Genomic DNA, 21,916 nt, shown 5'->3' on the forward strand with positions numbered 1-21,916 from the left:
TTCACGAGGACTGGAGCATGCACGACAGCGAGCGCATGAGTAGCAGCGAAATCCGGGCGGGAGGCGGGCTGGCGCTCGTGTTCGCCTTTCGCATGCTGGGCATGTTCATGGTGCTGCCGGTGCTCGCCACCTATGGCATGGACCTGGCAGGCGCCACGCCGACCCTGATCGGCCTGGCGATCGGCGCCTATGGGTTGACCCAGGCGGTATTGCAGATCCCCTTTGGCATTCTCTCCGACCGTATCGGCCGACGTCCGGTGATCTACATCGGCCTGATGATCTTCGCCGCCGGCGCGGTGCTTGCGGCCAATGCCGACTCCATCTGGGGAGTCGTCGCCGGCCGCGTGCTGCAGGGCGCCGGGGCCATTTCGGCGGCGGTGATGGCGCTGCTCTCCGACCTGACCCGCGAGCAGCACCGCACCAAGGCCATGGCCATGATTGGTATGAGCATCGGCCTGTCGTTCGCTGCGGCCATGGTGCTCGGCCCGCTGCTGACCCGCGCTTTCGGGCTGTCCGGACTGTTCTGGGCGACCGCTGGCATGGCTCTGTTCTGCATCCTGATCATTGTCGCGTTGGTGCCCACGGCGCCACAGGTCCTGCAGCATCGTGAATCGGGCGTGGCGCGTCAAGCGCTGGGCGCCACCTTGCGCCATCCCGAGCTGCTGCGTCTGGATTTCGGCATCGGTGCGCTGCATGCGATCCTCATGGCCACCTTCGTCGCCCTGCCGTTGGCCCTGGTGGAGCGGGGCGGGTTGCCGAGAGAAGAACACTGGTGGGTCTACCTGGTCGCCTTGCTGGTGGGCTTCCTCGGCATGGTCCCGTTCATCTTCTACGCTGAAAAGAAGCGTCGGATGAAGCGGGTGTTCTGCGCAGCGGTGGCGGTCCTGCTGTTCTGCGAGCTGTATTTCTGGCTGCTCGGCGGCAGCCTGGTGGCGCTGGTGCTGGGGGCGGTGGCGTTCTTCACCGCCTTCAACCTGCTGGAGGCTTCCCTGCCGTCGTTGGTCAGCAAGGTCGCCCCGGCCGGTGGCAAGGGCACGGCGATGGGGGTGTACTCCACCAACCAGTTTCTGGGCGCGGCGCTGGGCGGCATCTTCGGCGGCTGGCTGTACCAGCAGGGCGGGCTGGGCGCGGTGTTCATCGGCTGTGCGCTGCTCTGCGCCCTGTGGCTGGCGATAGCTGTTACCATGCGCGAACCTCCCTACGTGACCAGCCTGCGCTTGCCGCTGTCGCCCGCGGCCCTGCGCGATGCGGCCTTGCGCGAGCGTCTGTTGGCCGTGCCCGGAGTGGCAGATGCCGAGGTGGTGGCTGAGGAGGCCGCCCTCTATATCAAAGTGGATACTCAAAAACTGGACCGCACGTCCCTGGAGCGCCTGATCGATCCGGCGCCGGCGCGTGCTGAAGCCTAGGAGAACGTTATGGCCCGTGGGGTTAACAAAGTCATTCTGATCGGTAACGTCGGCGGCGACCCGGAAACCCGTTATCTGCCCAACGGCAATGCGGTCACCAACATCACCCTGGCCACCACCGACGCCTGGAAGGACAAGCAGACCGGCCAGCAGCAGGAGCGTACCGAATGGCACCGTGTGGTGTTCTTCGGCAAGCTGGCCGAAATTGCCGGCGAGTACCTGCGCAAGGGCTCGCAGTGCTACGTCGAGGGCCGTCTGCAGACCCGCAAGTGGCAGGGGCAGGACGGCCAGGACCGCTACACCACCGAGATTGTCGTCGACATGAACGGCACCCTGCAGCTGCTCGGCCGCGGCAGCGGCAGCGGCGACGACGCTCCGCGCGCGCCGCGTCCCCCGCGCGAGCCGCAGCAGCAGGCCCAGGCTCCGCAGGCACGTCCTGCTCCGCAACAGGATCGGCAGCCGCCGGCACCGGATTACGACAGCTTCGACGACGACATTCCGTTCTAGCCGCTTCCCTGCCTGCCGGGTGGCAGGCAGGAACTCACTCTCCTCGGCGCTTGCGGGCACTCTGTGGCGTCTCGGTCGTTGCGAAGTGCTCTGCATAGATGGCTGATAGCCACTCGACGAAAACCTTGACCCGTGGCGACAGCTGACGGTGATAGGGATAGAGCACGGAAACCGGCAGGCCGGGGCTGGGCCAGTCCGTCAGCACTTCCTCCAGCCTTCCGCTGCGCAGATGCTCCTCCACCCGGAAGCGCGGCACCTGGATCAGCCCGCAGCCGTTCAACGCACAGGTGCTGTAGCACTCCGCGTCGTTGACCGAAATCCAGCCGCCCACTTCGAACTCTGCCACCTCGCCGTCGATCAGGAAGCTGAAGGGGTAGCGGATGTCGTGATTGCTGGAGAAGAAGCCGACCGCTTGGTGTGCCGTCAGCTCGGCGGGGTGGGCGGGGCGGCCGTGGCGATCCAGATAATCCGGGCTGGCGCAGACGACCTCCGGCATCAGCGCCAGGCGCCGCGCCACCAGCGAGGAGTCGCGCGGGTTGCCGGCGCGCACCACGCAATCGACACCTTCGCCCACCAAGTCCACCAGGCGGTCGCCGCTGCTGATGGTCAGCTCGATCTGCAGGTAGCGGCGGTGGAACTCCTGGATGCGCGGCAGAATGATCAGGTTGGCGTGGGAGCCATGCAGGTCCAGGCGCAGGTTGCCGCGTGGGTTGGCCATTGCGGTGCTGAGGGAGGACTCGGCGTCCTCCAGATCGCCGAGGATGCGCTTGCAGCGCTCGTAGAAGGCCTGTCCGTCCAAGGTCGGGCGCACCTGGCGGGTGGTGCGTTCCAGCAGTCGTGCGCCGAGCCGCTCCTCCAGTGTCTTGATGGCGTGGGTGGCCGTGGCGCGGGGGATGTCCAGGGCGCCGGCCGCCCGGGTGAAGCTGCCCAGCTCGACGATGCGGGTGAAGAGCTGCAGGGTGTCGAATCTATCCATGGGTCACTGCAATTGTTAGGGCTTATTGAATAATCCTGACAATTCCCACGCATTTATCCAAGCTGCCCCCGGCTACCAGAATCACTTCCAACAGGGACGGCCTTCGTCGCCCCGTCACGCGGGAGTGAAATCATGCAGCCAGTCAACAAGTCGGCAATCGTTACCGGGGCCTCGCGCGGCATCGGCCGGGCTATCGCCCTGCGCCTGGCACAGGACGGCTTCGCGGTGGCCGTCAACTACTCCGGCAGCCAGGCCCTGGCCGAGGCGCTGGTGGCGGAAATCGTCGCCGCCGGCGGACGGGCCATCGCAGTGCGCGGCGATGTGGCCGAGCCGGCCGACATGGAGCACCTGTTCGCCAGGACGCGCGCGACCTTCAAACGCATCGACGTGGTGGTCAACAGCGCCGGGATCATGCCCTACCTGAAGATCGCCGACGGCGATCTCGAGCAGTTCGACCGGGTGATCCGCACCAACCTGCGCGGTACTTTCGTCGTGCTCGCCGAGGCGGCGCGGCAGGTGGAGCGCGGCGGGCGGATCATCGCCCTGTCGACCAGTGCGATCACCAAGTCCTTTCCCAGCTATGGTCCCTACATCGCCAGCAAGGCGGGCGTCGAGGGCCTGGTGCATGTCCTGGCCAACGAGCTGCGCGGGCGCGAGATCAGCGTCAACGCCGTGGCACCGGGACCGGTCGCCACCGAGCTATTCCTCGCCGGCAAGAGCGCGGAGCAGATCGACCAACTGACCGGGCTGCCGCCGCTGGAACGCCTCGGCACGCCCGAGGACATCGCCGCGGTGGTGTCCTTCCTCGCCGGGCCTGACGGTGCCTGGATCAATTCCCAGGTGCTGCGCGCCAACGGCGGCTTCGCCTGAGCCGATTGCCCGGTGCCGGACACTCAAGGAGACATACGATGCCCTATACCCTGGTTCCCGATCACTTCAAGGTCACCGCCGGCGAGTCGGCGGTGGCGATCCTGGCCGCCACGGTCAGTGCGCTGCACGTCGAGGTGCCCGTGTGGGCGATGTTCATCGGCTGGATTGCTTTCTTCAGCCGCGGCGGCACGGTCCGGCACGGGCTGATCAATCTGGCCTGCGTGCTGGTCGGCCTGGCCATCGGCATGCTCGGCGGTGCGGCCAGCGCGGCGCTGATGCCGCATTTCGGCGCCCTGACCACCTCCCTGGTGGTGTTTGCCGTGGCGCTGGTGGTGCTGTCGCTGCGTCTGCTGCCGGTGTTCAACAACCTGCTCTGCTTCTTTCTCGGCCTGGTCTGCTATTTTGCCTCGCATCTGCCGCCATCGCCGGCGACCTTCTCCGAGCTGGGGCTGGCCACAACCCTGGGTGCGCTGGCCGCCTTGCTGGCCAGCCGGGTGCAGCAGCGCTGGAGCGGCCAGCCGGCCGGGGAGGCGCGGCAATGAAAACACGACGCCATCGGCTCGGCGGGGCGCTGCTCCTGCATTGCTGCTTCGCCTGGAGCGACGAGCCATACCGCGGCATCGCCTTCGGCGAGCAGGTCGCCCCCACGATCCATCGGCTGGCCTCCAGCGGGGTCGGTACCGAGCCGATCGCCGCTGCCGCCAACCGGCTGCTGGCCGGATTGAGCGAGCCGGAAAGAAGCCGGCTGTCCTTCGCCATCGACAGCAAACAATGGCGCATCTGGAGCAATTTCCACCGCTCCGCCGGGCGGGTCGGCCTGCGCCTAGGCGATCTGATGCGGCCGGGTGCGGGCGGCTCTTCGATCTGCTGAGGGAGGCGCTCAGCGCCTGCGGTCTGAAGCTCGCCGAAGACAACATGATGAGTCACGGCCTGCCCAAGCTGCTGGGCACCTCCCATGGTTCCATGGGCGATCCCATGGCGGCCTCGATCAGCCTGATCCGCATCGTGCTCCACCTGCCGGCACCGGCCGTCTTCGCCCTGTGCGTGGCGCTGCTGGAGGGCATCGGCGGTCTGCTCTGCTGGCCGCTGGCCTCGCCCCCCGGCTGCTGGCCGCCCTCATGGCGCTACAGATGTTGGCGATCGCCTACATTCTCGGGCTGACCTAGGTGTGGATCGACCGCGGCATCGAATACCCACTGCTGATGATGTTCCTGGCGTCCTACATCGCCTTCAGGGGGGCGGGACGCTATTCGCTCGACCATGTCCTGAGCGGCGAGCGCTGAGCCATTCCGCCGAGGAGAGAGCCTGACCGCAGCCTGATCGCCAAGACCATCGCCAAGCTTTCCATGGCCGGTACGGCATTCTGTTGCTCGTCGGGGCCGGACGGGAGCCGATCGGCTCGGCGCTGGCCCGTGGTGCGGCAGTAGTGACGCGCACAGTTGAAAGCCGCACAATACCATCCAAATTGCCGGGGATGGTTTGGCCACCTTGGCGCCGATCACTGCAGATGTCGGACCGTGTTCAGTCTATCCATGCTTTCATTCCTTCTGCCAACCCAGGGTAGTTCCATCCTATGCATATGCGTCTGATGCTGCTGGGTGGTGGCAGCGCTTTGGGCCAGGCCCTGATCCACCTGGGCGCCGAGGCCGACATCAGCTTTCTGGCTCCCCGTCCCCCGGAGCAGGGCTGGGACTCAGCTAGCCTGACCCTCCTGCTCGACGAAACCCGCCCCGATGCACTGGTCAATCTCGCCTACTACCACGACTGGTTTCAGGCCGAGACCCTCGATGCCGCACGCCTGGCCATCCAGGAGCGCGCGACCGAGCGCCTCGCCGAGCTCTGCCAGCATCATCAGATCATCCTGCTGCAGCCCTCCAGCTATCGGGTCTTCGATGGCGCGCGTGCCACGGCCTACAGCGAGAAGGACGAGCCCATGCCACTCGGGCTGCGTGGACAGTCCTTGCTGCGCATCGAGCAGAGCGTGCGTTCGTTCTGTCCCTGGCATGTGCTGCTGCGCTTCGGCTGGCTGTACGACGACACTCCTTATGGGCTGCTCGGGCGCTTTCTCCTGCGTGCCGAACGGGAAAGCGTACTGGCTCTCGCCGACGACCGGCGCGGCAACCCGACGCCGGTGGACGATGCCGCGCGGGTGATGCTCGCGGTGCTGAAACAGCTGGATTGCCGGGCGCCGCTGTGGGGTACCTACCACTATGGCGGCCACGAGGCGACCACTGCGCTGGCATTTGGCCAGGCGGTCCTCGGCGAGGCGCGCGTCCACCGCCGGCTGGTCGTCGAGGATATCCAGGCCCAGCCACACGGGGCGAGCCCGGATGCAGCCAAAGAGCCGCAGCATGCAGTGCTATCCTGCAAGAAGGTTCTCAACACCTTCGGCATCAAGCCGCGCGCCTGGCGTGCCGGTTTGCCGAACCTGCTGGATCGCTATTATCGTCATGTCTGATCTGCCTGTTCTGGTAACTGGTGGAGCCGGCTTCATCGGCTCGCATCTGGTCGATGCGCTGCTCGCCAAGGGACATTTCGTGCGCGTGCTGGATAATCTGTCCAGCGGCAAGCCGGACAATCTGCCACTCGGCGATTCCCGTCTTGAACTGGTCGAGGGGGATGTCGCTGATGCCGCTCTGGTGCGGAGGGTCCTGGGCGGTTGCCGGGCCGTGATCCATCTGGCGGCCGTGGCTTCGGTGCAGGCTTCAGTGATCGACCCCGTGGGTACCCACCGGAGCAATTTCATCGGCACCTTGAACGTCTGCGAGGGGATGCGCGAGCATGACATCAGGCGCGTTCTGTTCGCCTCCAGTGCGGCCGTCTACGGCAACAACGGGGAGGGTGAGGCGATCGATGAGGACACGCCGAAGGCGCCGCTCACGCCCTACGCGGCGGACAAGCTGGCCAGCGAGCATTACCTCGACTTCTACCGCCGCCAGCATGGGTTGGAGCCGGCGGTCTTTCGCTTCTTCAATATCTACGGGCCGCGCCAGGATCCTTCTTCCCCCTACTCGGGGGTGATCAGTATCTTCACCGAGCGCGCCGCGAAGCGCCTGCCCATCACCTTGTTCGGCGATGGTGAGCAGACCCGCGATTTCGTCTATATCGCTGATCTCGTCGGGGTGCTGCTGCAGGCCCTGGCGGCGCCGCAGCTTCTGCCAGGAGCGGTGAATGTCGGATTGAACCGTAGCGTCAGCCTGAACCGGCTGCTCGAGGAAATCTCGACGCTGTTCGGCGGCCTGCCAGAGGTGCGCCGAGAGGCCGCGCGGCCTGGCGATATTCGCCATTCGCAGGCGAACAACCGGCGCCTGCTGGAACGCTACCCGTTGTCCGGGCCGACGCCGCTGGCCACTGGCTTGGCCCGTTTGCTGGGGGACGCGCAGTCCTGACGGCTACCGCTTGACCGTAGCGCTCTACGCCGTGGCTGCCCGGGGATAAACAAAAGAAAAAGGCGCCGTGCAGGCGCCTTTCTCGTTGGGGGCGCTCAGAACTTGTAGCCCAGGGCGACCATGTAAACCCAGGGGTTGACGTCCACGTCGACGGTGACCTTGCTGTCGTTCAGGTAGGTGGTAGCCTTGGTCTCGATGTCGATGTAGCGCACCTGGGCGTTGAGCATGAGGGTGTCGGTCAGCATGTAATCCACACCGATCTGCGCGGCCAGGCCGACGGAGTTCTGCATGTCCAGACCGCTGAAGCCCTTGCCCTCGGCTGCCTTGCCCAGCTTGGTTTCGAAGATGTAGGTGTAGTTGACGCCCACCCCGACGTAGGGCTGGATGGTGGCGCTGGGGGACAGCGGGTAGTAGACCAGGCTGACGGTCGGTGGCAACTGCTTGAAGTCGCCCAGGCGGCCATCCAGGTTGCCGGGGAGGCCCTTGCCCTTCACCTCGTGGGTGAAGGGGGTGGCGGCCAGGTATTCGATGCCGACATGGTCGGTCAGCATGTAGAGGTAGTTCAGGCCGAGTTGGGTATCACTGTCGAGCGTGGCCTTGGTACCGGACAGCTTGCCGGCGCCGGCGAGGCGGATGTCTTCGCTGTCTTCGCGGGGGTCGACGGTGACCGCACCGGCCCGCAGGATGATATCGCCGCGCTCGTGCGCAGAGGCGTAGGGGACTGCCAGAGCCATGCCGACCAGGGAAAGAGCGAAGAGGGATTTGAACTTGGCCATTGCGAACTCCCGAAGAAGTATTTGCGTGTGGAGTTGATATTAATAACTCCCAGCAGGCCGACCCTGATTTGTCTCAATAAAACTCTTGGATTTTGTTTGGTGCTGGAGTGTAGATGAAAAGTGCTTTTCCTGGTGAGAAAAAGACGCTGTGAAGTTGTTGGGTTGATAACATTTGGTGGGAGGGAAAAGTTACTTTGCAAATAATCTCAAGAAACTTTCCAGGGGTGACTGCCATTGTTGGAAAATAACAACAATTGACCGAAAGAAAGAGCAGGGCGGAATTGATCTGCCAATGCTGCATGTGGCGGCTGGCTAGGGTTTGAATGAACTTCCAGTAGCGTCAAAGGGTAGTTTGTCCGACCGGCACCATGTTGACCTGGCGCAAGAAAAGCTCCTTGGCCCTTTTGGTTTCTGGAAAAGTTGTGACGTGGTTCGCGGGAGGCGGCGTCCTCCACAGGGGACTCGAGGGGCTGCGGCGTTCTGTTGCAGTTCGGGCAGAGGCCTTTCCCAGAGCTCTGGCAGACGTTGCAGCGTGTTGCCTTGAGCGGTTCTTTTGCAGATGATAATATTTATCTTTTAGTGATGTGCCTTGTCGAGGACGCTCCGTATGAACCCTTATCCCCATCGTCTGCTGACGGCTGTCTTGCTGCTGGCCAGCCTGCCGCTGTCGGCGGCGTCGCTGGATGCTGCGCTGGATGAAAGCCAGCGCCTGGCCGAGGAGGCGAAGGCCTCGCAAGGCCGTATCGAAGCGCTGGACGATGCCAGCCGGGACATGCTCAACGAGTACCGCGCGGCCCTCCAGCAGGCTGAGGCCTTGAAGGGCTACAACGCCCAGATGCGCGAAATGACTGCCGCTCAGAGCAAGGAGCTGGCCGGTTATCAGCAGCAGCTGGACGGCATCGAGCGCACCCAGCAGGCGGTAGCGCCGCAGATGCAGCGCATGGTCGAGGTGCTTGGCGAGTTCATCGCCGCCGACCTGCCGTTCCTCCCCGAGGAGCGCGGCGATCGTCTGGCGCAGCTGCAGGAGCTGCTGCCACAGCCGGATGTCTCCCTGGCAGAGAAGTATCGGCGGATCCTCGAGGCCTACCAGATCGAGAGCGACTATGGCCGCACCCTGGAGGCATGGCGCGGTGAGCAGCAGGCAGAAGGCGGCCTGCGCAGCGTCGAATTCTTCCGCCTTGGCCGGGTGATGCTTTATTACCAGACCCTCGATGGTCATGAGAGCGGCTGGTGGAACCCGCAGGCACGCCGTTGGGAGATGCTCGACGGCAGCGCTCGTCGTCCCCTGGCCCAAGCCATCGCCATCGCCCGCCAGCAACAGGCCCCCGCCTACCTGCAACTGCCCGTCAAGACCCTGGCCCTGGAGGCCAAGCAATGATTCGTCGTCTCGCTTCCGTCCTTGCCCTGAGCCTGTTGCCGGCCCTCGTCCTGGCGGCGGACTCCCTGAATCCCGATCAGCTGCTCAAGCGCATCCGCAGCGAGCGCGCTGCTGAAGTCAGCGCCATGGCCGAGCGGGAAAAGGCCTTCCTTGCCGAGCGCGGCGAGCAGGCCAGGCTGCTCGACGCAGCCCGTGCCGAGCTGAACGCGCAGAAGACCGAGGCCGAGCGCCTGAAGGCCGAGTTCGACCGCCAGGCGGCCCAGTTGGCCGAGCAGGAAAAACAGCTGGCCCTGCGCGTTGGCGATTTCGGCGAGCTGTTCGCCGTGGTCCGCCAGAGTGCCGGGGATATCTCCGGGCAGTGGCAGGACAGCCTGCTCAACGTGCAGTATCCCGAGCGCCTGGCGCGCCTCAAGGCGCTGGCGGAAAGCGCTGTCCTGCCGTCCAGCGAGGATCTCGACGGCTACTGGATGACCCTGCTCGAGGACCTTGCCGCCAGCGGCCGGGTCGAACAGGTGGCGCTGCCGGTGGTGGGAGTCGACGGTCAGCGTGCGACTCAAGCGGTGCTGCGTGTCGGTACCTTTTCCACCTTCGCCGACGCGGGCTTCCTGCGCTACGACGCCGACGCCGGCGAGCTGCTGGCCCCGCCACGCCAGCCTTCCGGCGATGGTCTGGTGAAAAGCTATTTGCAGAGCGGCGATGCTCTCGCCGAGCTGCCCGTCGATCCCAGCCGCGGCACCCTGCTGGCCCAGCTGCAACGCAAACCTAGCCTCTGGGATCGCGTCCAGCAGGGCGGCCTGGTCGGCTGGGTGATCCTCGCCCTCGGTGTGCTCGGCCTGTGTCTCGCCGCCTGGCGGATGATCTATCTCGGTGGCGTATCGCGCAGCATCAAGGCGCAATTGCAGGATCTCGGCACGCCTCGCGACGACAACCCCCTGGGGCGGGTGATCGGCGTGCTCGGGCCGAAGCCGCAGCTGGCCGATCTGGAAACTCTGGAGCTCAAGCTGGACGAGGCGATCCTCCAGGAAACCCCGCCGCTGGAGCGTGGCCAGGGCCTGCTCAAGCTGTTCAGCGCCGTGGCTCCGCTGCTCGGCCTGCTCGGTACCGTGACCGGCATGATCGTCACCTTCCAGGCCATCACCCAGAGTGGCGGCGGCGACTCGCGACTGATGGCCGACGGCATTTCCCAGGCCCTGGTGACCACCGTACAGGGCCTGGTAGTGGCCATTCCGCTACTGTTCCTGCACGCTCTGCTGGCCAGCCGCAGCAAGACGCTGGTCCAGCTGCTGGAGCAGCAGAGCGCCGGCCTGGTCGCCCTGCACCTGTCGGGAGCGCCGCGCCGTGACTGATCTGCACGCCTTCTGGCTGCGTCTGGTCGACAGCGCCCATGCGCTACTCGACTTCATGGCCGTGGGCGGGGTGGTGATGTGGGCCCTGGCGGGGCTCTGCGTGATCTACTGGACGCTGGTGTTCGAGCGCCTGTGGTTCATGCGCCGGGTCTTCCCGCGCTGGGCCGAAGAGCACTGCCAGGTTTGGGAGCAGGTGACCAGCATGTCCGGCACCTGGCAGCGCGATGTGCGCACGGCCTGGCTGGCCCAGGCCCAGCAGATGCTCGCCGGCCCGCTGCGCCTGGGCAAGACGCTGGTGGCGCTGTATCCGCTGTTCGGCCTGCTCGGTACTGTCAGCGGCATGATCGCAGTGTTTGATGTGCTGGCCCTGAGCGGTACCGGCAATCCGCGCGGCATGGCTGCCGGCGTCTGGCAGGCGACCCTACCGACCATGGCTGGCATGGTGCTGGCCATCACTGGACTGTTCAGCCTGGCGCGCCTCGAGCGCTCCGCCCGTCTGGCCCTCGAGCGGCTGGCCGACCAGTTGCGACACGATTGAGTCCGTTCGTTCATAGAGAGATTGACGATGAGAATGCGTCGCCACCACTACCAGCAGGATGAGGAAACCGGCATCGACTTGACGCCGATGCTCGATGTGGTCTTCATCATGCTGATCTTCTTCATCGTCACCAGCTCCTTCATCAAGGAGTCCGGCGTCGAGGTCCAACGTCCGCAGGCGGACACCGCCAGCCCACAGGATAAAGGCAACATTCTGATCGCGGTGACCGCTGACGGTCAGGTCTGGATCGACAAGAAGACCGTCGACGTGCGCAGCGTGCGCGCCCATGTTGAGCGCCTGCGCATCGACCAGCCGGAAGGCGTGGTGGTGGTCCAGGCCGATCGCGATGCACGGACCGGACTGGTCGTGCAGGTGATGGACCAAGCGCGCCAGGCCGGGGTGCCCGACGTGGCGCTGGCTGCCGGAACGGGAGCGCCCTGATGCGCCTGCCGCTGTCCTTCGCCGCGGCCTGTCTGGTGGCCTTGGCGCTGTTCTCGTTGATGCTGAGCCTGATCGCCCCGCCAAGCAACAAGGTGCCCGAGGACCCGCTCACCGTCGGCCATTTCGTGCGGATGGGGGCGACCGAGCAGAGTAGCGCGAGCGCCAGCCGGCAGCCGGCGCCGGATATGCCGCAACCCAAGACGCCGCCGCAGCCGCCGACCCCGGTGACGCCGACCACCGCCGCGCCTACGCCCAAGCTGCCCAGCCTCGACCTGGAAATGCCGGTCCTGTCCAGCAAGATCAGTGTCGCCAGTGCACCGGCGCCGAGTCTGGAGGGACTCGCCGCCGCGCCCGCTGCTCCCAGCGCGGCGCCGGCCGCGGCAGCGGCGGCCTCCGGGGCGCTTGCCGGTGCCAGCGGGGCGGCCAGCGGCGCCGAGGCCGGGGCGGGCAGTGCCGGCCCGGTCGGCGGTCCGGAAAGCGAGGTGATGCCGCTCAACGATGTCCGCCCGCGCTATCCGCGGATGGCTCAGCAGCGCGGCATCGAGGGGCACGTCAAGCTAGCCTTCACCATCAACCGCGCCGGTGCAGTGGAGAACATCCGCGTACTGGAGGCTTCGCCGCGCAACGTCTTCGAGCGCGAGGCACGCAGCGCCGCCGCCCGCTGGCGCTTCGCACCGCGTACCGAGAACGGTCTGGCAGTCGATCGCGAGGCGGTCAAGACCCTGTATTTCAAAATTCAGCGAGGAGATTGAGATGCGTCGCCTGTTCCTTTTGCTGCTCCTGCTGACGGCCTCGGTGCAGGCCGCGCAGAACGTCGATCCCGGTGTGCTCCAGGCCCTGCAGGCGGCGCAGGCGGCGCAGCAGAAAGGCGACCACGCGGCGGCACGGCACGCCCTGGAGGGCGTCAAAGCCGCTTCGGGCAGCCTTGAGGAGGCGTTGCTCTGGCGCAGCCGCGGCTACCTGGCCTGGGCCGAGGGCAACAACGGGCGGGCCATCGAGCAGCTCTCCAAGGCCCTGGCCAGCGGCAAGCTGGACAAGGAGGTGGCGGCCAATGAACGCCTCAACCTGGCCAGGCTGAACGCCGTCGAGGGGCGCCACGCCAAGGTGGTCGAGCTGCTCGCGCCGATTTCCGTCAAGGCCGACGAAGGTATCCTGCTGATGCTGGCGCAGGCCTATCAGGGGCTGGGCCAGCATGACAAGGCCCTGCCGCTGGCCGAGCGCTACGTCCAGGCCAATCCGGCGGCGGCGGACAACTGGCTGCGCTTCCTGGTCGCCGCCAACGCCGATCTCAAGCGTTGGGCCGCCGCCGAGCGCTGGCAGCGCCAGCTGCTGGTCCGCCATCCCAACGAGGCCGGTCAGTGGCGTCAACTGGCCGCCCTGCAGCAGATGAGCGGTGCCGAGCACAAGGCGCTGGCGACCCTGCGCGCGGCCCACAGCAAGGGCCTGCGCTTCAGCGAGAGCGAGCTGGACAACCTGGTGCTGTTGGCTAACAGCGCCGGACAGCCCTGGCAGGGCGCCAAGCTGCTCGCCGCCCTGATGCAGGACGGGATTCTGGCGCGTACCCCGGCCCGCGAGGAGCGCCTCGGCCGGCTCTGGTGGCAGGCCCGCGACCGGCAGCGGGCGAGCGAGGTGTTCGGCCGTCTCGCCGCCAGCTCCGGCAATCCCAAGCACTGGCTGAGTCTGGCTCAGCTGGAGCTGGAGCAGGCGCACTGGCGTCTCGGTCTGGAGGCGCTGACGCGCGCCGAGCAGGCCGGCGCAGGACGCAGCCAGGTACGTGCCTGGCGCGACTGGGCGGAAGGCGAGCTGGCGTTCGAGCGCGAACGGCATCTGGCCAAGGCTGACTGAAGCCTGCAGTTTTTCAGCCCTTTCGAGGGGCACTTCACGGTTCGGACGGGACAATCTGCGACCCAGGCGGTCGCCGGCTGTCCCGCTCGAGCTCATTCCTCCAGTTGGTATGGAGAGACCTTGCTGGTGGTCATTCGGTAACCCGCCTCGGCCAGCTCGCTGCTGCTGTGTTCGACCTGCAGTGTGCCTTCCACCCAGTACGGCTGATACAGCACTTCGAGCTGCACGCCCGGCTCGTTGCGCACATGCACGATCTGGTTCGACGGCGGGGGCGGCACATGGATGCAGGCGCCGAAGTAGGGGACCAGCAGGAACTCGCGGACGCGGCCGTCGCTACCGGTTTCCAGTGGCACCAGGTAGCCCGGCAGCTTTACCAGGAGGCCGTCCAGCGCCGTGACCACCGGCGCCGTCGGCGAGCTCTGCGCTGCTGGCGGGCCGGACTCGGCCTGCAGCACGTTGGCCAACTGGCTGAGGTCATGCAGAGGTTGCGGCTCCGGGGGCGGCGGCGCACCTTTCGGGATCAGCTCGGACCAAGCCAGATCGCGGGGGGCGGCCGCCCACAGCGGTATGGCGAGGGCGAGCAGTAAGGCAATCAGAGCGCGGCGCATCGGGGTTCCTCACAGACGAATGGACAGGCCGTCGGCCAGTGACTGGCGATAGGCACGCCAGGCCGGCACCCCGCCCAGCGGCAGGGCGGCGACCAGAATAGCGCCGAGCAGCAGCCATTCGTAGGCGCTGGGTGGGGCGAACGGCAGATAGAGGCCATAGGCCGCCTGCAACGGGCCCTGGGCCAGCAGGATGCCGAGATAGAGCAGGGCCAGGCCGAGCAGCACGCCGGCCAGGGCCAGCGCGAAGGCCTCCAGCACCAGCAGCCCGGCGATGTGCCAGGGGCGCGCGCCCAGCGAGCGGAGGATCGCCATTTCCCGGCGGCGCTCGTTGAGGCTGGCGAGGATCGCCGTAAGCATGCCGATCAGCCCGGTCAGCACGACGAACAGCGACACCACGAACAGCGCCTGCTCCGCCGTGCCCATCAGGCTCCACAGCTCCTGCAGGGCAACCCCGGGGAGGATCGCCAGCAGCGGCTCGCCCAGGTAGTCGTTGATTTCCCGCTGCACGGCAAAGGTGGCGATCCGGCTGTCGAGGCCGAGCAGAAAGGCGGTGATCGCCTTCGGCTGCAAGTCCAGCCGGCGCGCCTGCGCGGCGTCGATGCGCGCGCCGCCCTGGGCCGGCACGCCGTTTCGCCAGTCGACGTGCAGCGCCTCCATGCCGGCCACGCTGATGTGCAGGGTGCGATCCACTGGCGTGCCGGTGCGGCCGAGGATGCCGACCACGCGGAACGGCTTGTCGTCGTGTCGGGTCAGGCTGATCTTGGCCACGCCGTGGGCCAACACGATTTCGTCGCCCGGCCGGTAGTGCAGCGCCGCGGCCACCTCGGCGCCGAGCACCACCTCGAACGGGTCCGTGGCGAAGGCGCGGCCCTCGGCCAGGCGCAGCGGCTGCTGGCGACCGTAGCGGTAGTGTTCGAAATAGGCCGCCGTGGTGCCCAGCACCCTGTAGCCGCGGTGCGAGTCGCCGAGCGACAGCGGGATCGCCCACTTTACCCGCGGATGCTCGGCGAAGTGCTGGAAACTCTCCCAGCGGATGTTGTTGGTGGCGTTGCCGATGCGGAACACCGAATAGAGCAGCAGGTTCACCGGACCGGAACGGGCACCGACGATCAGGTCTGTGCCGCTCAGGGTGCTGGCGAAGCTGGCGCGGGCCTCGGTGCGTACCCGCTCGACGGCGAGCAGCAGGCATACCGAGAGGGCGATGGCGAACACCGTGAGCAGGGCTGTGAAGCGGCGATTGGCCAAGCTGGCCAGGGCCAGGTGCAGCAGGTGCATTTCAGATCTCCCGTGGCCGGGCGGCGCGGTTCAGTTCGAGCAGCGACAGGCTGCGCTCGAATAGCCTCGCCAGGCTCTGGTCGTGACTGACGAACAGCAGGCTGGCCGCGGCTTCGCGGCACTCGGCGAAGAGCAGGTCGAGGAACACCTGGCGAGCGTCGGCATCCAGTGCCGAGGTGGGCTCGTCGGCGATCACCAGTTCCGGCTGGCCGATCAGAGCGCGGGCCGCGGCGACGCGTTGCTGCTGGCCGATCGATAGTTCCGCGGCGCGGCGCTCCAGCAGCGTCTCGCACAGGCCTAGGTGCTCCAGCAGGCGGGCGGCTGCCCGGGCGACGCTGCCGTGGCGCTGGCGGGCCCGCTCGGCGCGCAGCTTTGAAAAATGGCAGGGCAGCTCGACGTTGGCGCGTACCGAGAGGAACGGCAGCAGGTTGAACTGCTGGAAGATATAGCCGGTATGGTCGACCCGGAAGCGGTCGCGGGCCGTCGCGGAGAGCGCGCCCAGCTCGGTGCCGAGCAGGTGGACATGGCCGCGGGCAGGCTTCTGCACGCCGCCGAGCAGGCCGAGCAGGGTGGTCTTGCCGCTGCCGGAGGGGCCCTTGAGGAACAGGGTTTCGCCACGCCGCAGATGGAATTCGGGAATGTCCAGCAGCTCTGGCTGGCCCGGCCAGGCGAAGCCGAGGTCGGACAGTTCGATCAGAGGTGTGCTCATGGTGTCGGTTGATGTGGTCGCTTGGTGTCGCTTGGCAGCGGGCCTCAGAGTTTCAGGCCGCTGCGCTCGGGGCTGAGCTCCAGGCCGTGCTGGCCGTGCGGGCCGATCAGTTGGACATGGATCTTCTGCATGGCCGGGAATGTGCCGAACAGTACGGCGAGATTCAAGCCCTCCAGCGTGTCTGCGGCACTGCATTGCAGGCGGTAGCGGGCCTCGATTTCGCTGTGCTCCTGTCCGGCGGCTGCGCCGGGCTCGAGCAGTGCGCCATGCAGGCTTTGCTCCTGCACCCGGCAACTGGCCGCGACTGGGATGCCGAACAGCTCGAGTGGCTGTTCCAGCCGGGCGCGGGCCTCGGCTACCTTGGCCCGGTCGGCGTCACTCCGGGCGGCATGCTCGAAGCCGACCAGGTTCATGGCCGGGCTGGCGAATTCGATTTCCAGGACACTGCCGTCCAGCGCCAGGTTGAGCAGAGCGCTGCCGTGCTCATGGGCGTCGAGGGTTTCCCCGTGGGTTTCCTGGTGGTCGTGAGCGTGTTCGTGGCCGTGATGGGATCCCGCGGCTTGGGCGAGGCCCAGGGGCAGCAGAGTGAGGGACAGGGCGAGCAGCAGGCGGGGCATGGCAGTCTCCGGGCCGGGTTTGCGTTACGTTATAACGAGTTTGTCCGGGTCTCGCCAGCTGCGCTTGGCCAGCCGCGCTTGGCGGGGCGCGGACGGCGTGGGAGCATGATGCTCTTCATCGCGAGGAGCTGTGCCCATGCTGAGAATACGCGGACACATCGGCGAATGGCCGGTGGACCTGACTCTGGAGCTGGATGACGAGGATTGGGCGCGGCTGAGCGCCCGGCTGGCCGCCGGCAACCCTGGCGCACCATCAACCCCGGCGGCAGAGCCGGCCGACCGCCTCTGGCAGACCGCCCAGCAGCTGCTGCGCAGTGCAGGGCAGATGGAGGGTCCCGCGCTGCTCAACCAGCTGCAGGCGCTGGCCGGCAGCGCCGAGGCAGGCAAGCGTCTTCTGGTGCGGCTGCGCCATTGCGCGCAGGTCCGCATCGAGAATGGTCCGGACGCACCGATCTACCACTGGGCGGAGTGATGACCACCGCGGCCGCTCCTCAATAGAGGGCCTGATAGAGCTTGCGGCGGTAGGTGGCGACCAGCGGGTGATCGCTGCCGAGCAGGTCGAACACCTGCAGCAGGGTCTTGTGCGGCAGGCCGCCGGCATAGCTGCGGTTGCGCACGAACAGCCGCAGCAGGCCATCCAGCGCCGCCTCGTACTGCTGCCGCGCCAGCTGCTGGATTGCCAGCTGATAGGCCGCTTCATCGTCACCAGCATCCTGCGCAAGGCGGCTTTTCAGGGTGGCGATTTCCGGCAGGTCGGCGGCCTGGCGCAGGAAGGTCAGTTGTGCCCGGGCGCCGGCCAGGGCCTGCTTGTGTTCATCGCCCCTCACTGCATCCAGCACGGTCTCGGCCTCGCTCAGCTCGCCGCGTTCGGCCAGGCAGCGGGCATAGAGGATCAGGGCGGTGCCGTTCTCGTTGTCTTCACCCAGCAGCGCCACGAGCAGGCTCTCCGTCTCGCTGAACTGCCCTGCGGCGAATAGCGCCAGGGCGCTTTCCAGCGGGTCGGTCTCGGGGGCGACAGGCGCCTGCACGTGGGGTTCGAGCATGGCGTGGATGGCCGATTCCGGCTGGGCACCGGCGAAGCCGTCGACCGGCTGGCCGTCCTTGAACAGCACCACGGTGGGCAGGCTGCGGATACCCATGCGCATCACGGTCTGTTGCTCGACGTCGCTGTTGACCTTGGCCAGCAGCAGTTCGCCCTGGTAGCTTTCGGCGATCTTCGCCAGGAGCGGCATCAGTGCCTTGCAGGGCGCGCACCAGTCGGCCCAGAAGTCCACCAGCACTGGCTTGTGGAAGGAGTTGTCGAGGACCAGCTGGTCAAAGCTGGCGTCGGTGACGTCAAAGATGTAGGGGGTTTCGCTCATCGGAACTCTCGGCAGTGGGCTGGAACGGAAACCAGCATGGTAAGTGGGGGCGCGCGGCGGGGGAAGCAAGGCAGAGGCGGGTGGATTGCCCTCAGGCACTGCGCCGGGCGTGATACAGGCTGACTTGGCGGAACTCCGGCGGCTCGGCCAGATCCGGCCAGGTGCAAGCATCGAGAGTGGCCAGGCGCCGGTAGCGCGGATGGGCGAAATCGCGCACCCGCGAATCCGCCACCAGGGCCTCGCGGCCGCGGCTGAGGAGCTGGTCGAGCAGCGGCAGGTTGGCACGGTCGTAGAGCACATCGGCGACCAGGATCAGCTCGAAGCGGTCCGCTTCGCCGAAGAAGTCCGCCGAATAGCCAAGTGCCACGCCGTTCAGCGCGGCATTCGCCCGGCAGGCCGCGAGTGCCAGCGGATCGAGATCGCAGGCCACCACTTCGGCAGCGCCCAGCCGGGCCGCGGCGATCGCCGCGACGCCGCTGCCGGTGCCGAAGTCCAGCACGCGCCGGCCGCGCACCCATTCCGGGTGCTCGGCCAGCCAGCGGGCGAGTGCCAGGCCGCTGGCCCAGCAGAAGCTCCAGTAAGGCGGCTCCTCGAGGATGCGCCGGGTTTCCTCCGGGCTGAAGGCGCGGTCCATGTTCGCCGGATCGATCAGCCAGAGGCGCAGTTCGCTGCCCGGCAGCTCCTGCGCGACTAGCCGGGCGTCGCCGAGCAGCCCGGCTAGCGCCGCCTGCAGAAGGGGCGGTGCGCTCACGGCGCGGGAACCAGCTGCAGGGCGCCCAGCGCCTGGCTGTCCGCGGCGGAAACGGTGCGTGGCCGCAGGCGCAGGATCAGTCGGCCGGACTGGCTGGCCCGGCCGCGCAGCTCGACCCGCATGCCGGCGGCGAAGGGCTGCGGGACGAAGCGCAGGCTGAACGGCAGCGCCTGACCGTTGCCCAGCAGGCGGGTGTTGCCGAGCTCCTCGCGCGGACGACCGCGTTCGTCGACCACCAGCAGCGCCAGCTCCACCTCGCTGTTCGCCGGGGCGCCGAGCAGGCTGCCGCGCAGTTCACGCTGGCCGGCCGGCAGCGCTTCTACGGCGGCTGCCGCGGGCGTTTCCGGCTGGCGCGGCGGCGGACTATCGGGCTGGCTGGAGCAGGCGGCGAGCAGGAGGCTCAGGCCGAGGAGGGCGAAAGGGCGCGACGACATGGGGGTTCCTTGGCGAGGGTTGCAGCTGGGCCTCTGTATAGCGCAAAGACCGCAGCTTGTCTTGGGGGCGGGATGCGCTACCATGGACCCCCTTTCCGTGATAGCCACCTGCCCCATGCATTGTCCCTTCTGCAGTGCCCACGACACCAAGGTCATCGACTCGCGGCTGGTCGCCGAGGGCAATCAGGTGCGTCGTCGTCGCGAGTGCCAGGCCTGCGGCGAGCGCTTCACCACCTTCGAGACCGCCGAGTTGGTCATGCCCCGGCTGATCAAGCAGGACGGCAGCCGCCAGCCGTTCGACGAGGACAAGCTGCGCGCTGGCATGCAGCGGGCGCTGGAGAAGCGTCCGGTGAGTGTCGAGCGCCTGGAGGCGGCGATCGGCCGGATCAAGCACGAGCTGCGCGCTACCGGCGAACGGGAGATCAAGTCGCGGGTGCTTGGCGAGCTGGTGATGGCCGAGCTGCACAAGCTCGACGAGGTTGCTTATATCCGCTTCGCCTCGGTCTACCGGCGCTTCCAGGACCTCAACGAGTTTCGCGAGGAAATCGAGCGCCTCTCCCGCGAGCCGTCCAAGCCATGAATCATTCTCTATACATGGCCCGCGCCCTGGAACTGGCGCGCCAGGGGCTGTATTCCACCCATCCTAATCCGCGGGTCGGCTGCGTCATTGTCGCCGGCGGAACGGTCGTCGGTGAAGGCTGGCACGTGCGCGTCGGCGAGCCGCATGCCGAGGTCCACGCCCTGCGCCAGGCCGGCGAGCGGGCGCGCGGCGCCACCGCTTACGTCACCCTGGAACCCTGCAGCCACCACGGGCGCACGCCGCCCTGCGCCGAGGCACTGGTCGCCGCCGGGGTCGGCCGGGTGGTGGCGGCCATGCAGGACCCCAATCCGCAGGTGTCCGGGCGTGGCCTGGAGCTCCTGCGTCAGGCCGGCATCGAGGTTCTCGTCGGGGTGCTGGAGGCCGAGGCGCGCGCCCTCAACGCTGGTTTTGTCAAGCGCATGGAGCGCGGCCTGCCGTTGGTGCGGGTCAAGCTGGCGATGAGCCTGGACGGCCGCACGGCGATGGCCAGCGGCGAGAGCCAGTGGATCACCGGGGCGCCGGCGCGCGCCGCGGTGCAGCGCCTGCGCGCCCGCTCCAGCGTGGTGCTGAGCGGCGCCGACACGCTGCTTGCCGACGGCGCCCGGCTCACCGTGCGTGGCGAGGAGCTGGGGCTGGCGCCCGAGCAGGCCGCCCTGGCCCTGCAGCGCCCGCCGCTGCGCGTGCTGGTCGACGGCCGTCTGCGGGTGCCGCTGGACGCGCCCTTCTTCCAGGCCGGGCCGGCGCTGGTGGCGGGCTGCGCGGCCGGGTGCGAGGCCGCCTACCGCGCGGCCGGCCATGAACTGCTGGCCGTGCCAGGCGAGGAGGGCCGGGTCGACCTGCCGGCGCTCCTGGCCGAACTGGCCGCGCGCGGCGCCAACGAGGTGCTGGTGGAGGCCGGCCCGCGTCTGGCCGGGGCCTTCGCCCGGCTGGGGCTGGTCGACGAGTACCGGATTTTCGTCGCGCCCAAGTTCCTCGGCTCGACCGCCCGGCCGCTCCTGGAGCTGCCCCTGGAGCGCATGGCCGAGGCGCGCGAGCTGAAGATCCGCGACATCCGCGCGGTGGGCGACGACTGGCAGATCGTCGCGGTGCCCGCGGTCTAGCGCGCCCGCCCGACCAGACGCCGGTGGCCTGCGGCGCGCACCTTGTGGTAAAAAGCGCCTCCGGGCCGCACGGCCCGACGTTCTCAGGGCGGGGTGGAATTCCCCACCGGCGGTGATGACGCAAGGCGTCCAGCCCGCGAGCGCTTGCCACGGGGCGTTCCCACGCAAGGTCAGCAGATCCGGTGCGATTCCGGAGCCGACGGTCAGAGTCCGGATGAGAGAGAGCGGGATGTTCTGCCACGCGCAGTCCGCGCGCGCGATCCCTTTCGATCTGCATGCCCTGTTTTTCGGAAACAGGAGATCGTTCCATGCACCATTTTCTGCAGCATTGCGCCAGGGGGACTGTATGTTCACCGGCATAATCGAAGCCGTCGGCACCGTCCGCGCACTTACCCCCAAGGGTGGCGACGTGCGCGTCTACATCCAGACCGGCAAGCTGGACCTTGGCGACGTCAAGCTTGGCGACAGCATCGCGGTGAGCGGCATCTGTCTGACCGCGGTGGAGCTGCCCGGCGATGGCTTCTGGGCCGACGTCAGCCGTGAGACCCTGGCGCGCACCGCCTTCATCGACCTCAAGGCCGGCAGCCGGGTCAACCTGGAAAAGGCCCTGACGCCTACTAGCCGTCTCGGTGGCCACCTGGTCAGCGGGCACGTCGACGGCGTCGGCGAGGTGGTGTCCCGCGAGGACAACGCCCGCGCCGTGCAATTTCGCATTCGCGCGCCGCGCGAGCTGGCCAAGTACATCGCCCTCAAGGGCTCGATCACCGTCGACGGCACCAGCTTGACGGTCAACGGGGTGAGCGGCGCCGAGTTCGAGCTGACCATCGTGCCCCACACCCTGGGCGAAACCATCATGGCCGATTACCGGCCGGGCCGGCAGGTGAACCTGGAGGTCGACCTCCTGGCGCGCTACCTGGAGCGCCTGCTGCTCGGCGACAAGGCCGCCGAGCCCCACGCCTCCGGTCTCACCGAAGGCTTTCTGGCCGAGCACGGCTACCTGAAGTAATCA

Annotated in this window: 27 protein-coding genes and 1 riboswitch; of the genes, 18 read left to right on the plus strand and 9 right to left on the minus strand. The window is 67.5% G+C overall.

Going from position 1 to position 21,916, the window contains the following annotated elements; genetic code table 11:
- The first annotated feature begins 17 nt into the window (after nt 1–17).
- Complete coding sequence (locus tag ACYVD0_RS10200) at nt 18–1,406, plus strand: MFS transporter (protein ID WP_460426716.1); 1,389 nt, start codon at nt 18–20, stop codon at nt 1,404–1,406.
- Nucleotides 1,407–1,415: 9 nt separating this feature from the next.
- Nucleotides 1,416–1,913, plus strand: coding sequence for a single stranded DNA-binding domain-containing protein (gene ssb, locus ACYVD0_RS10205; RefSeq protein ID WP_460426717.1), 498 nt, complete (start codon nt 1,416–1,418; stop codon nt 1,911–1,913).
- A 34-nt stretch (nt 1,914–1,947) separates the two neighbouring features.
- Here ssb and ACYVD0_RS10210 read toward each other — a convergent pair whose 3' ends face one another.
- Nucleotides 1,948–2,889: a LysR family transcriptional regulator gene (locus ACYVD0_RS10210; protein WP_460426718.1), complete on the minus strand. Its 942-nt coding sequence runs from the start codon at nt 2,887–2,889 to the stop codon at nt 1,948–1,950.
- 132 nt (nt 2,890–3,021) lie between these two features.
- On the opposite strand from ACYVD0_RS10210, the gene ACYVD0_RS10215 reads away from it, so the two are divergent.
- From ACYVD0_RS10215 to ACYVD0_RS10240, 6 genes are all read left to right on the plus strand, one after another.
- Entirely contained in the window at nt 3,022–3,759 is a 738-nt protein-coding gene (locus tag ACYVD0_RS10215) for an SDR family oxidoreductase (protein WP_460426719.1), read from the plus strand.
- A gap of 38 nt (nt 3,760–3,797) precedes the next feature.
- Nucleotides 3,798–4,301, plus strand: a complete 504-nt coding sequence (locus tag ACYVD0_RS10220) for a DUF1097 domain-containing protein (protein WP_460426720.1) — start codon at nt 3,798–3,800, stop codon at nt 4,299–4,301.
- Nucleotides 4,298–4,630, plus strand: coding sequence for a DUF3500 domain-containing protein (locus ACYVD0_RS10225; protein WP_460426721.1), 333 nt, complete (start codon nt 4,298–4,300; stop codon nt 4,628–4,630). Before ACYVD0_RS10220 ends, ACYVD0_RS10225 begins: the two co-directional genes overlap by 4 nt.
- A gap of 47 nt (nt 4,631–4,677) precedes the next feature.
- Nucleotides 4,678–4,920, plus strand: a complete 243-nt coding sequence (locus ACYVD0_RS10230; protein WP_460426722.1) for a hypothetical protein — start codon at nt 4,678–4,680, stop codon at nt 4,918–4,920.
- 412 nt (nt 4,921–5,332) lie between these two features.
- Nucleotides 5,333–6,217, plus strand: a complete 885-nt coding sequence (locus tag ACYVD0_RS10235; protein WP_460426723.1) for a dTDP-4-dehydrorhamnose reductase family protein — start codon at nt 5,333–5,335, stop codon at nt 6,215–6,217.
- Entirely contained in the window at nt 6,210–7,148 is a 939-nt protein-coding gene (locus tag ACYVD0_RS10240; protein WP_460426749.1) for a Rossmann-fold NAD(P)-binding domain-containing protein, read from the plus strand. The genes ACYVD0_RS10235 and ACYVD0_RS10240 overlap by 8 nt, the downstream gene beginning before the upstream one ends.
- 95 nt (nt 7,149–7,243) lie before the next feature.
- On the opposite strand, the gene ACYVD0_RS10245 is transcribed toward ACYVD0_RS10240, so the two are convergent.
- Entirely contained in the window at nt 7,244–7,924 is a 681-nt protein-coding gene (locus ACYVD0_RS10245) for an OmpW/AlkL family protein (RefSeq protein WP_460426724.1), read from the minus strand.
- Nucleotides 7,925–8,531: 607 nt separating this feature from the next.
- On the opposite strand from ACYVD0_RS10245, the gene ACYVD0_RS10250 reads away from it, so the two are divergent.
- Genes ACYVD0_RS10250 through ACYVD0_RS10275 form a run of 6 tightly spaced genes read left to right on the plus strand, consistent with a single transcriptional unit; the run spans nt 8,532 to nt 13,472 of the window.
- Nucleotides 8,532–9,302 carry a DUF3450 domain-containing protein gene (locus ACYVD0_RS10250; protein WP_460426725.1) on the plus strand — a complete coding sequence of 257 codons (771 nt, stop codon included), beginning with the start codon at nt 8,532–8,534 and terminating at the stop codon, nt 9,300–9,302.
- Nucleotides 9,299–10,648, plus strand: a complete 1,350-nt coding sequence (locus ACYVD0_RS10255; RefSeq protein ID WP_460426726.1) for a MotA/TolQ/ExbB proton channel family protein — start codon at nt 9,299–9,301, stop codon at nt 10,646–10,648. The genes ACYVD0_RS10250 and ACYVD0_RS10255 overlap by 4 nt, the downstream gene beginning before the upstream one ends.
- Nucleotides 10,641–11,186: a MotA/TolQ/ExbB proton channel family protein gene (locus tag ACYVD0_RS10260; RefSeq protein WP_460426727.1), complete on the plus strand. Its 546-nt coding sequence runs from the start codon at nt 10,641–10,643 to the stop codon at nt 11,184–11,186. Before ACYVD0_RS10255 ends, ACYVD0_RS10260 begins: the two co-directional genes overlap by 8 nt.
- Before the next feature lie 27 nt (nt 11,187–11,213).
- On the plus strand, nt 11,214–11,627 hold the full coding sequence (locus ACYVD0_RS10265) for an ExbD/TolR family protein (protein ID WP_460426728.1): 414 nt from the start codon (nt 11,214–11,216) through the stop codon (nt 11,625–11,627).
- A complete protein-coding gene (locus tag ACYVD0_RS10270) occupies nt 11,627–12,379 on the plus strand; it encodes an energy transducer TonB (RefSeq protein ID WP_460426729.1) in 753 nt (250 codons plus the stop codon). Before ACYVD0_RS10265 ends, ACYVD0_RS10270 begins: the two co-directional genes overlap by 1 nt.
- Nucleotide 12,380: 1 nt before the next feature.
- Entirely contained in the window at nt 12,381–13,472 is a 1,092-nt protein-coding gene (locus ACYVD0_RS10275; RefSeq protein WP_460426730.1) for a tetratricopeptide repeat protein, read from the plus strand.
- Between the two features lie 92 nt (nt 13,473–13,564).
- On the opposite strand, the gene ACYVD0_RS10280 is transcribed toward ACYVD0_RS10275, so the two are convergent.
- From ACYVD0_RS10280 to ACYVD0_RS10295, 4 genes are read right to left on the minus strand one after another with little or no spacing between them, the layout of a single operon-like run.
- Nucleotides 13,565–14,080 (minus strand): DUF3299 domain-containing protein, encoded by a 516-nt coding sequence (locus ACYVD0_RS10280; RefSeq protein WP_460426731.1) that lies wholly within the window; start codon nt 14,078–14,080, stop codon nt 13,565–13,567.
- A 9-nt stretch (nt 14,081–14,089) separates the two neighbouring features.
- Nucleotides 14,090–15,355, minus strand: coding sequence for an ABC transporter permease (locus ACYVD0_RS10285; protein ID WP_460426732.1), 1,266 nt, complete (start codon nt 15,353–15,355; stop codon nt 14,090–14,092).
- A gap of 1 nt (nt 15,356) precedes the next feature.
- On the minus strand, nt 15,357–16,064 hold the full coding sequence (locus tag ACYVD0_RS10290) for an ABC transporter ATP-binding protein (protein WP_460426733.1): 708 nt from the start codon (nt 16,062–16,064) through the stop codon (nt 15,357–15,359).
- Nucleotides 16,065–16,108: 44 nt separating this feature from the next.
- Nucleotides 16,109–16,681: a DUF2796 domain-containing protein gene (locus ACYVD0_RS10295; RefSeq protein ID WP_460426734.1), complete on the minus strand. Its 573-nt coding sequence runs from the start codon at nt 16,679–16,681 to the stop codon at nt 16,109–16,111.
- A gap of 136 nt (nt 16,682–16,817) precedes the next feature.
- On the opposite strand from ACYVD0_RS10295, the gene ACYVD0_RS10300 reads away from it, so the two are divergent.
- Nucleotides 16,818–17,153 (plus strand): hypothetical protein, encoded by a 336-nt coding sequence (locus tag ACYVD0_RS10300; RefSeq protein ID WP_460426735.1) that lies wholly within the window; start codon nt 16,818–16,820, stop codon nt 17,151–17,153.
- A 19-nt stretch (nt 17,154–17,172) separates the two neighbouring features.
- Here ACYVD0_RS10300 and trxA read toward each other — a convergent pair whose 3' ends face one another.
- From trxA to ACYVD0_RS10315, 3 genes are all read right to left on the minus strand, one after another.
- Nucleotides 17,173–18,042 carry a thioredoxin gene (gene trxA / locus ACYVD0_RS10305; RefSeq protein WP_460426736.1) on the minus strand — a complete coding sequence of 290 codons (870 nt, stop codon included), beginning with the start codon at nt 18,040–18,042 and terminating at the stop codon, nt 17,173–17,175.
- Between the two features lie 91 nt (nt 18,043–18,133).
- Nucleotides 18,134–18,793, minus strand: coding sequence for a class I SAM-dependent methyltransferase (locus ACYVD0_RS10310; RefSeq protein WP_460426737.1), 660 nt, complete (start codon nt 18,791–18,793; stop codon nt 18,134–18,136).
- Nucleotides 18,790–19,227, minus strand: coding sequence for a hypothetical protein (locus ACYVD0_RS10315; RefSeq protein WP_460426738.1), 438 nt, complete (start codon nt 19,225–19,227; stop codon nt 18,790–18,792). The genes ACYVD0_RS10310 and ACYVD0_RS10315 overlap by 4 nt, the downstream gene beginning before the upstream one ends.
- A 115-nt stretch (nt 19,228–19,342) precedes the next feature.
- On the opposite strand from ACYVD0_RS10315, the gene nrdR reads away from it, so the two are divergent.
- From nrdR to ACYVD0_RS10330, 3 genes are all read left to right on the plus strand, one after another.
- On the plus strand, nt 19,343–19,807 hold the full coding sequence (nrdR, locus tag ACYVD0_RS10320) for a transcriptional regulator NrdR (protein WP_460426750.1): 465 nt from the start codon (nt 19,343–19,345) through the stop codon (nt 19,805–19,807).
- Nucleotides 19,804–20,907: a bifunctional diaminohydroxyphosphoribosylaminopyrimidine deaminase/5-amino-6-(5-phosphoribosylamino)uracil reductase RibD gene (ribD, locus tag ACYVD0_RS10325; protein ID WP_460426739.1), complete on the plus strand. Its 1,104-nt coding sequence runs from the start codon at nt 19,804–19,806 to the stop codon at nt 20,905–20,907. Before nrdR ends, ribD begins: the two co-directional genes overlap by 4 nt.
- Nucleotides 20,908–20,982: 75 nt before the next feature.
- Nucleotides 20,983–21,137, plus strand: a riboswitch (FMN riboswitch).
- Between the two features lie 116 nt (nt 21,138–21,253).
- A complete protein-coding gene (locus ACYVD0_RS10330) occupies nt 21,254–21,913 on the plus strand; it encodes a riboflavin synthase (RefSeq protein ID WP_460426740.1) in 660 nt (219 codons plus the stop codon).
- The last annotated feature ends 3 nt before the right edge of the window (nt 21,914–21,916 follow it).

The organism is Azotobacter armeniacus (assembly GCF_054779355.1).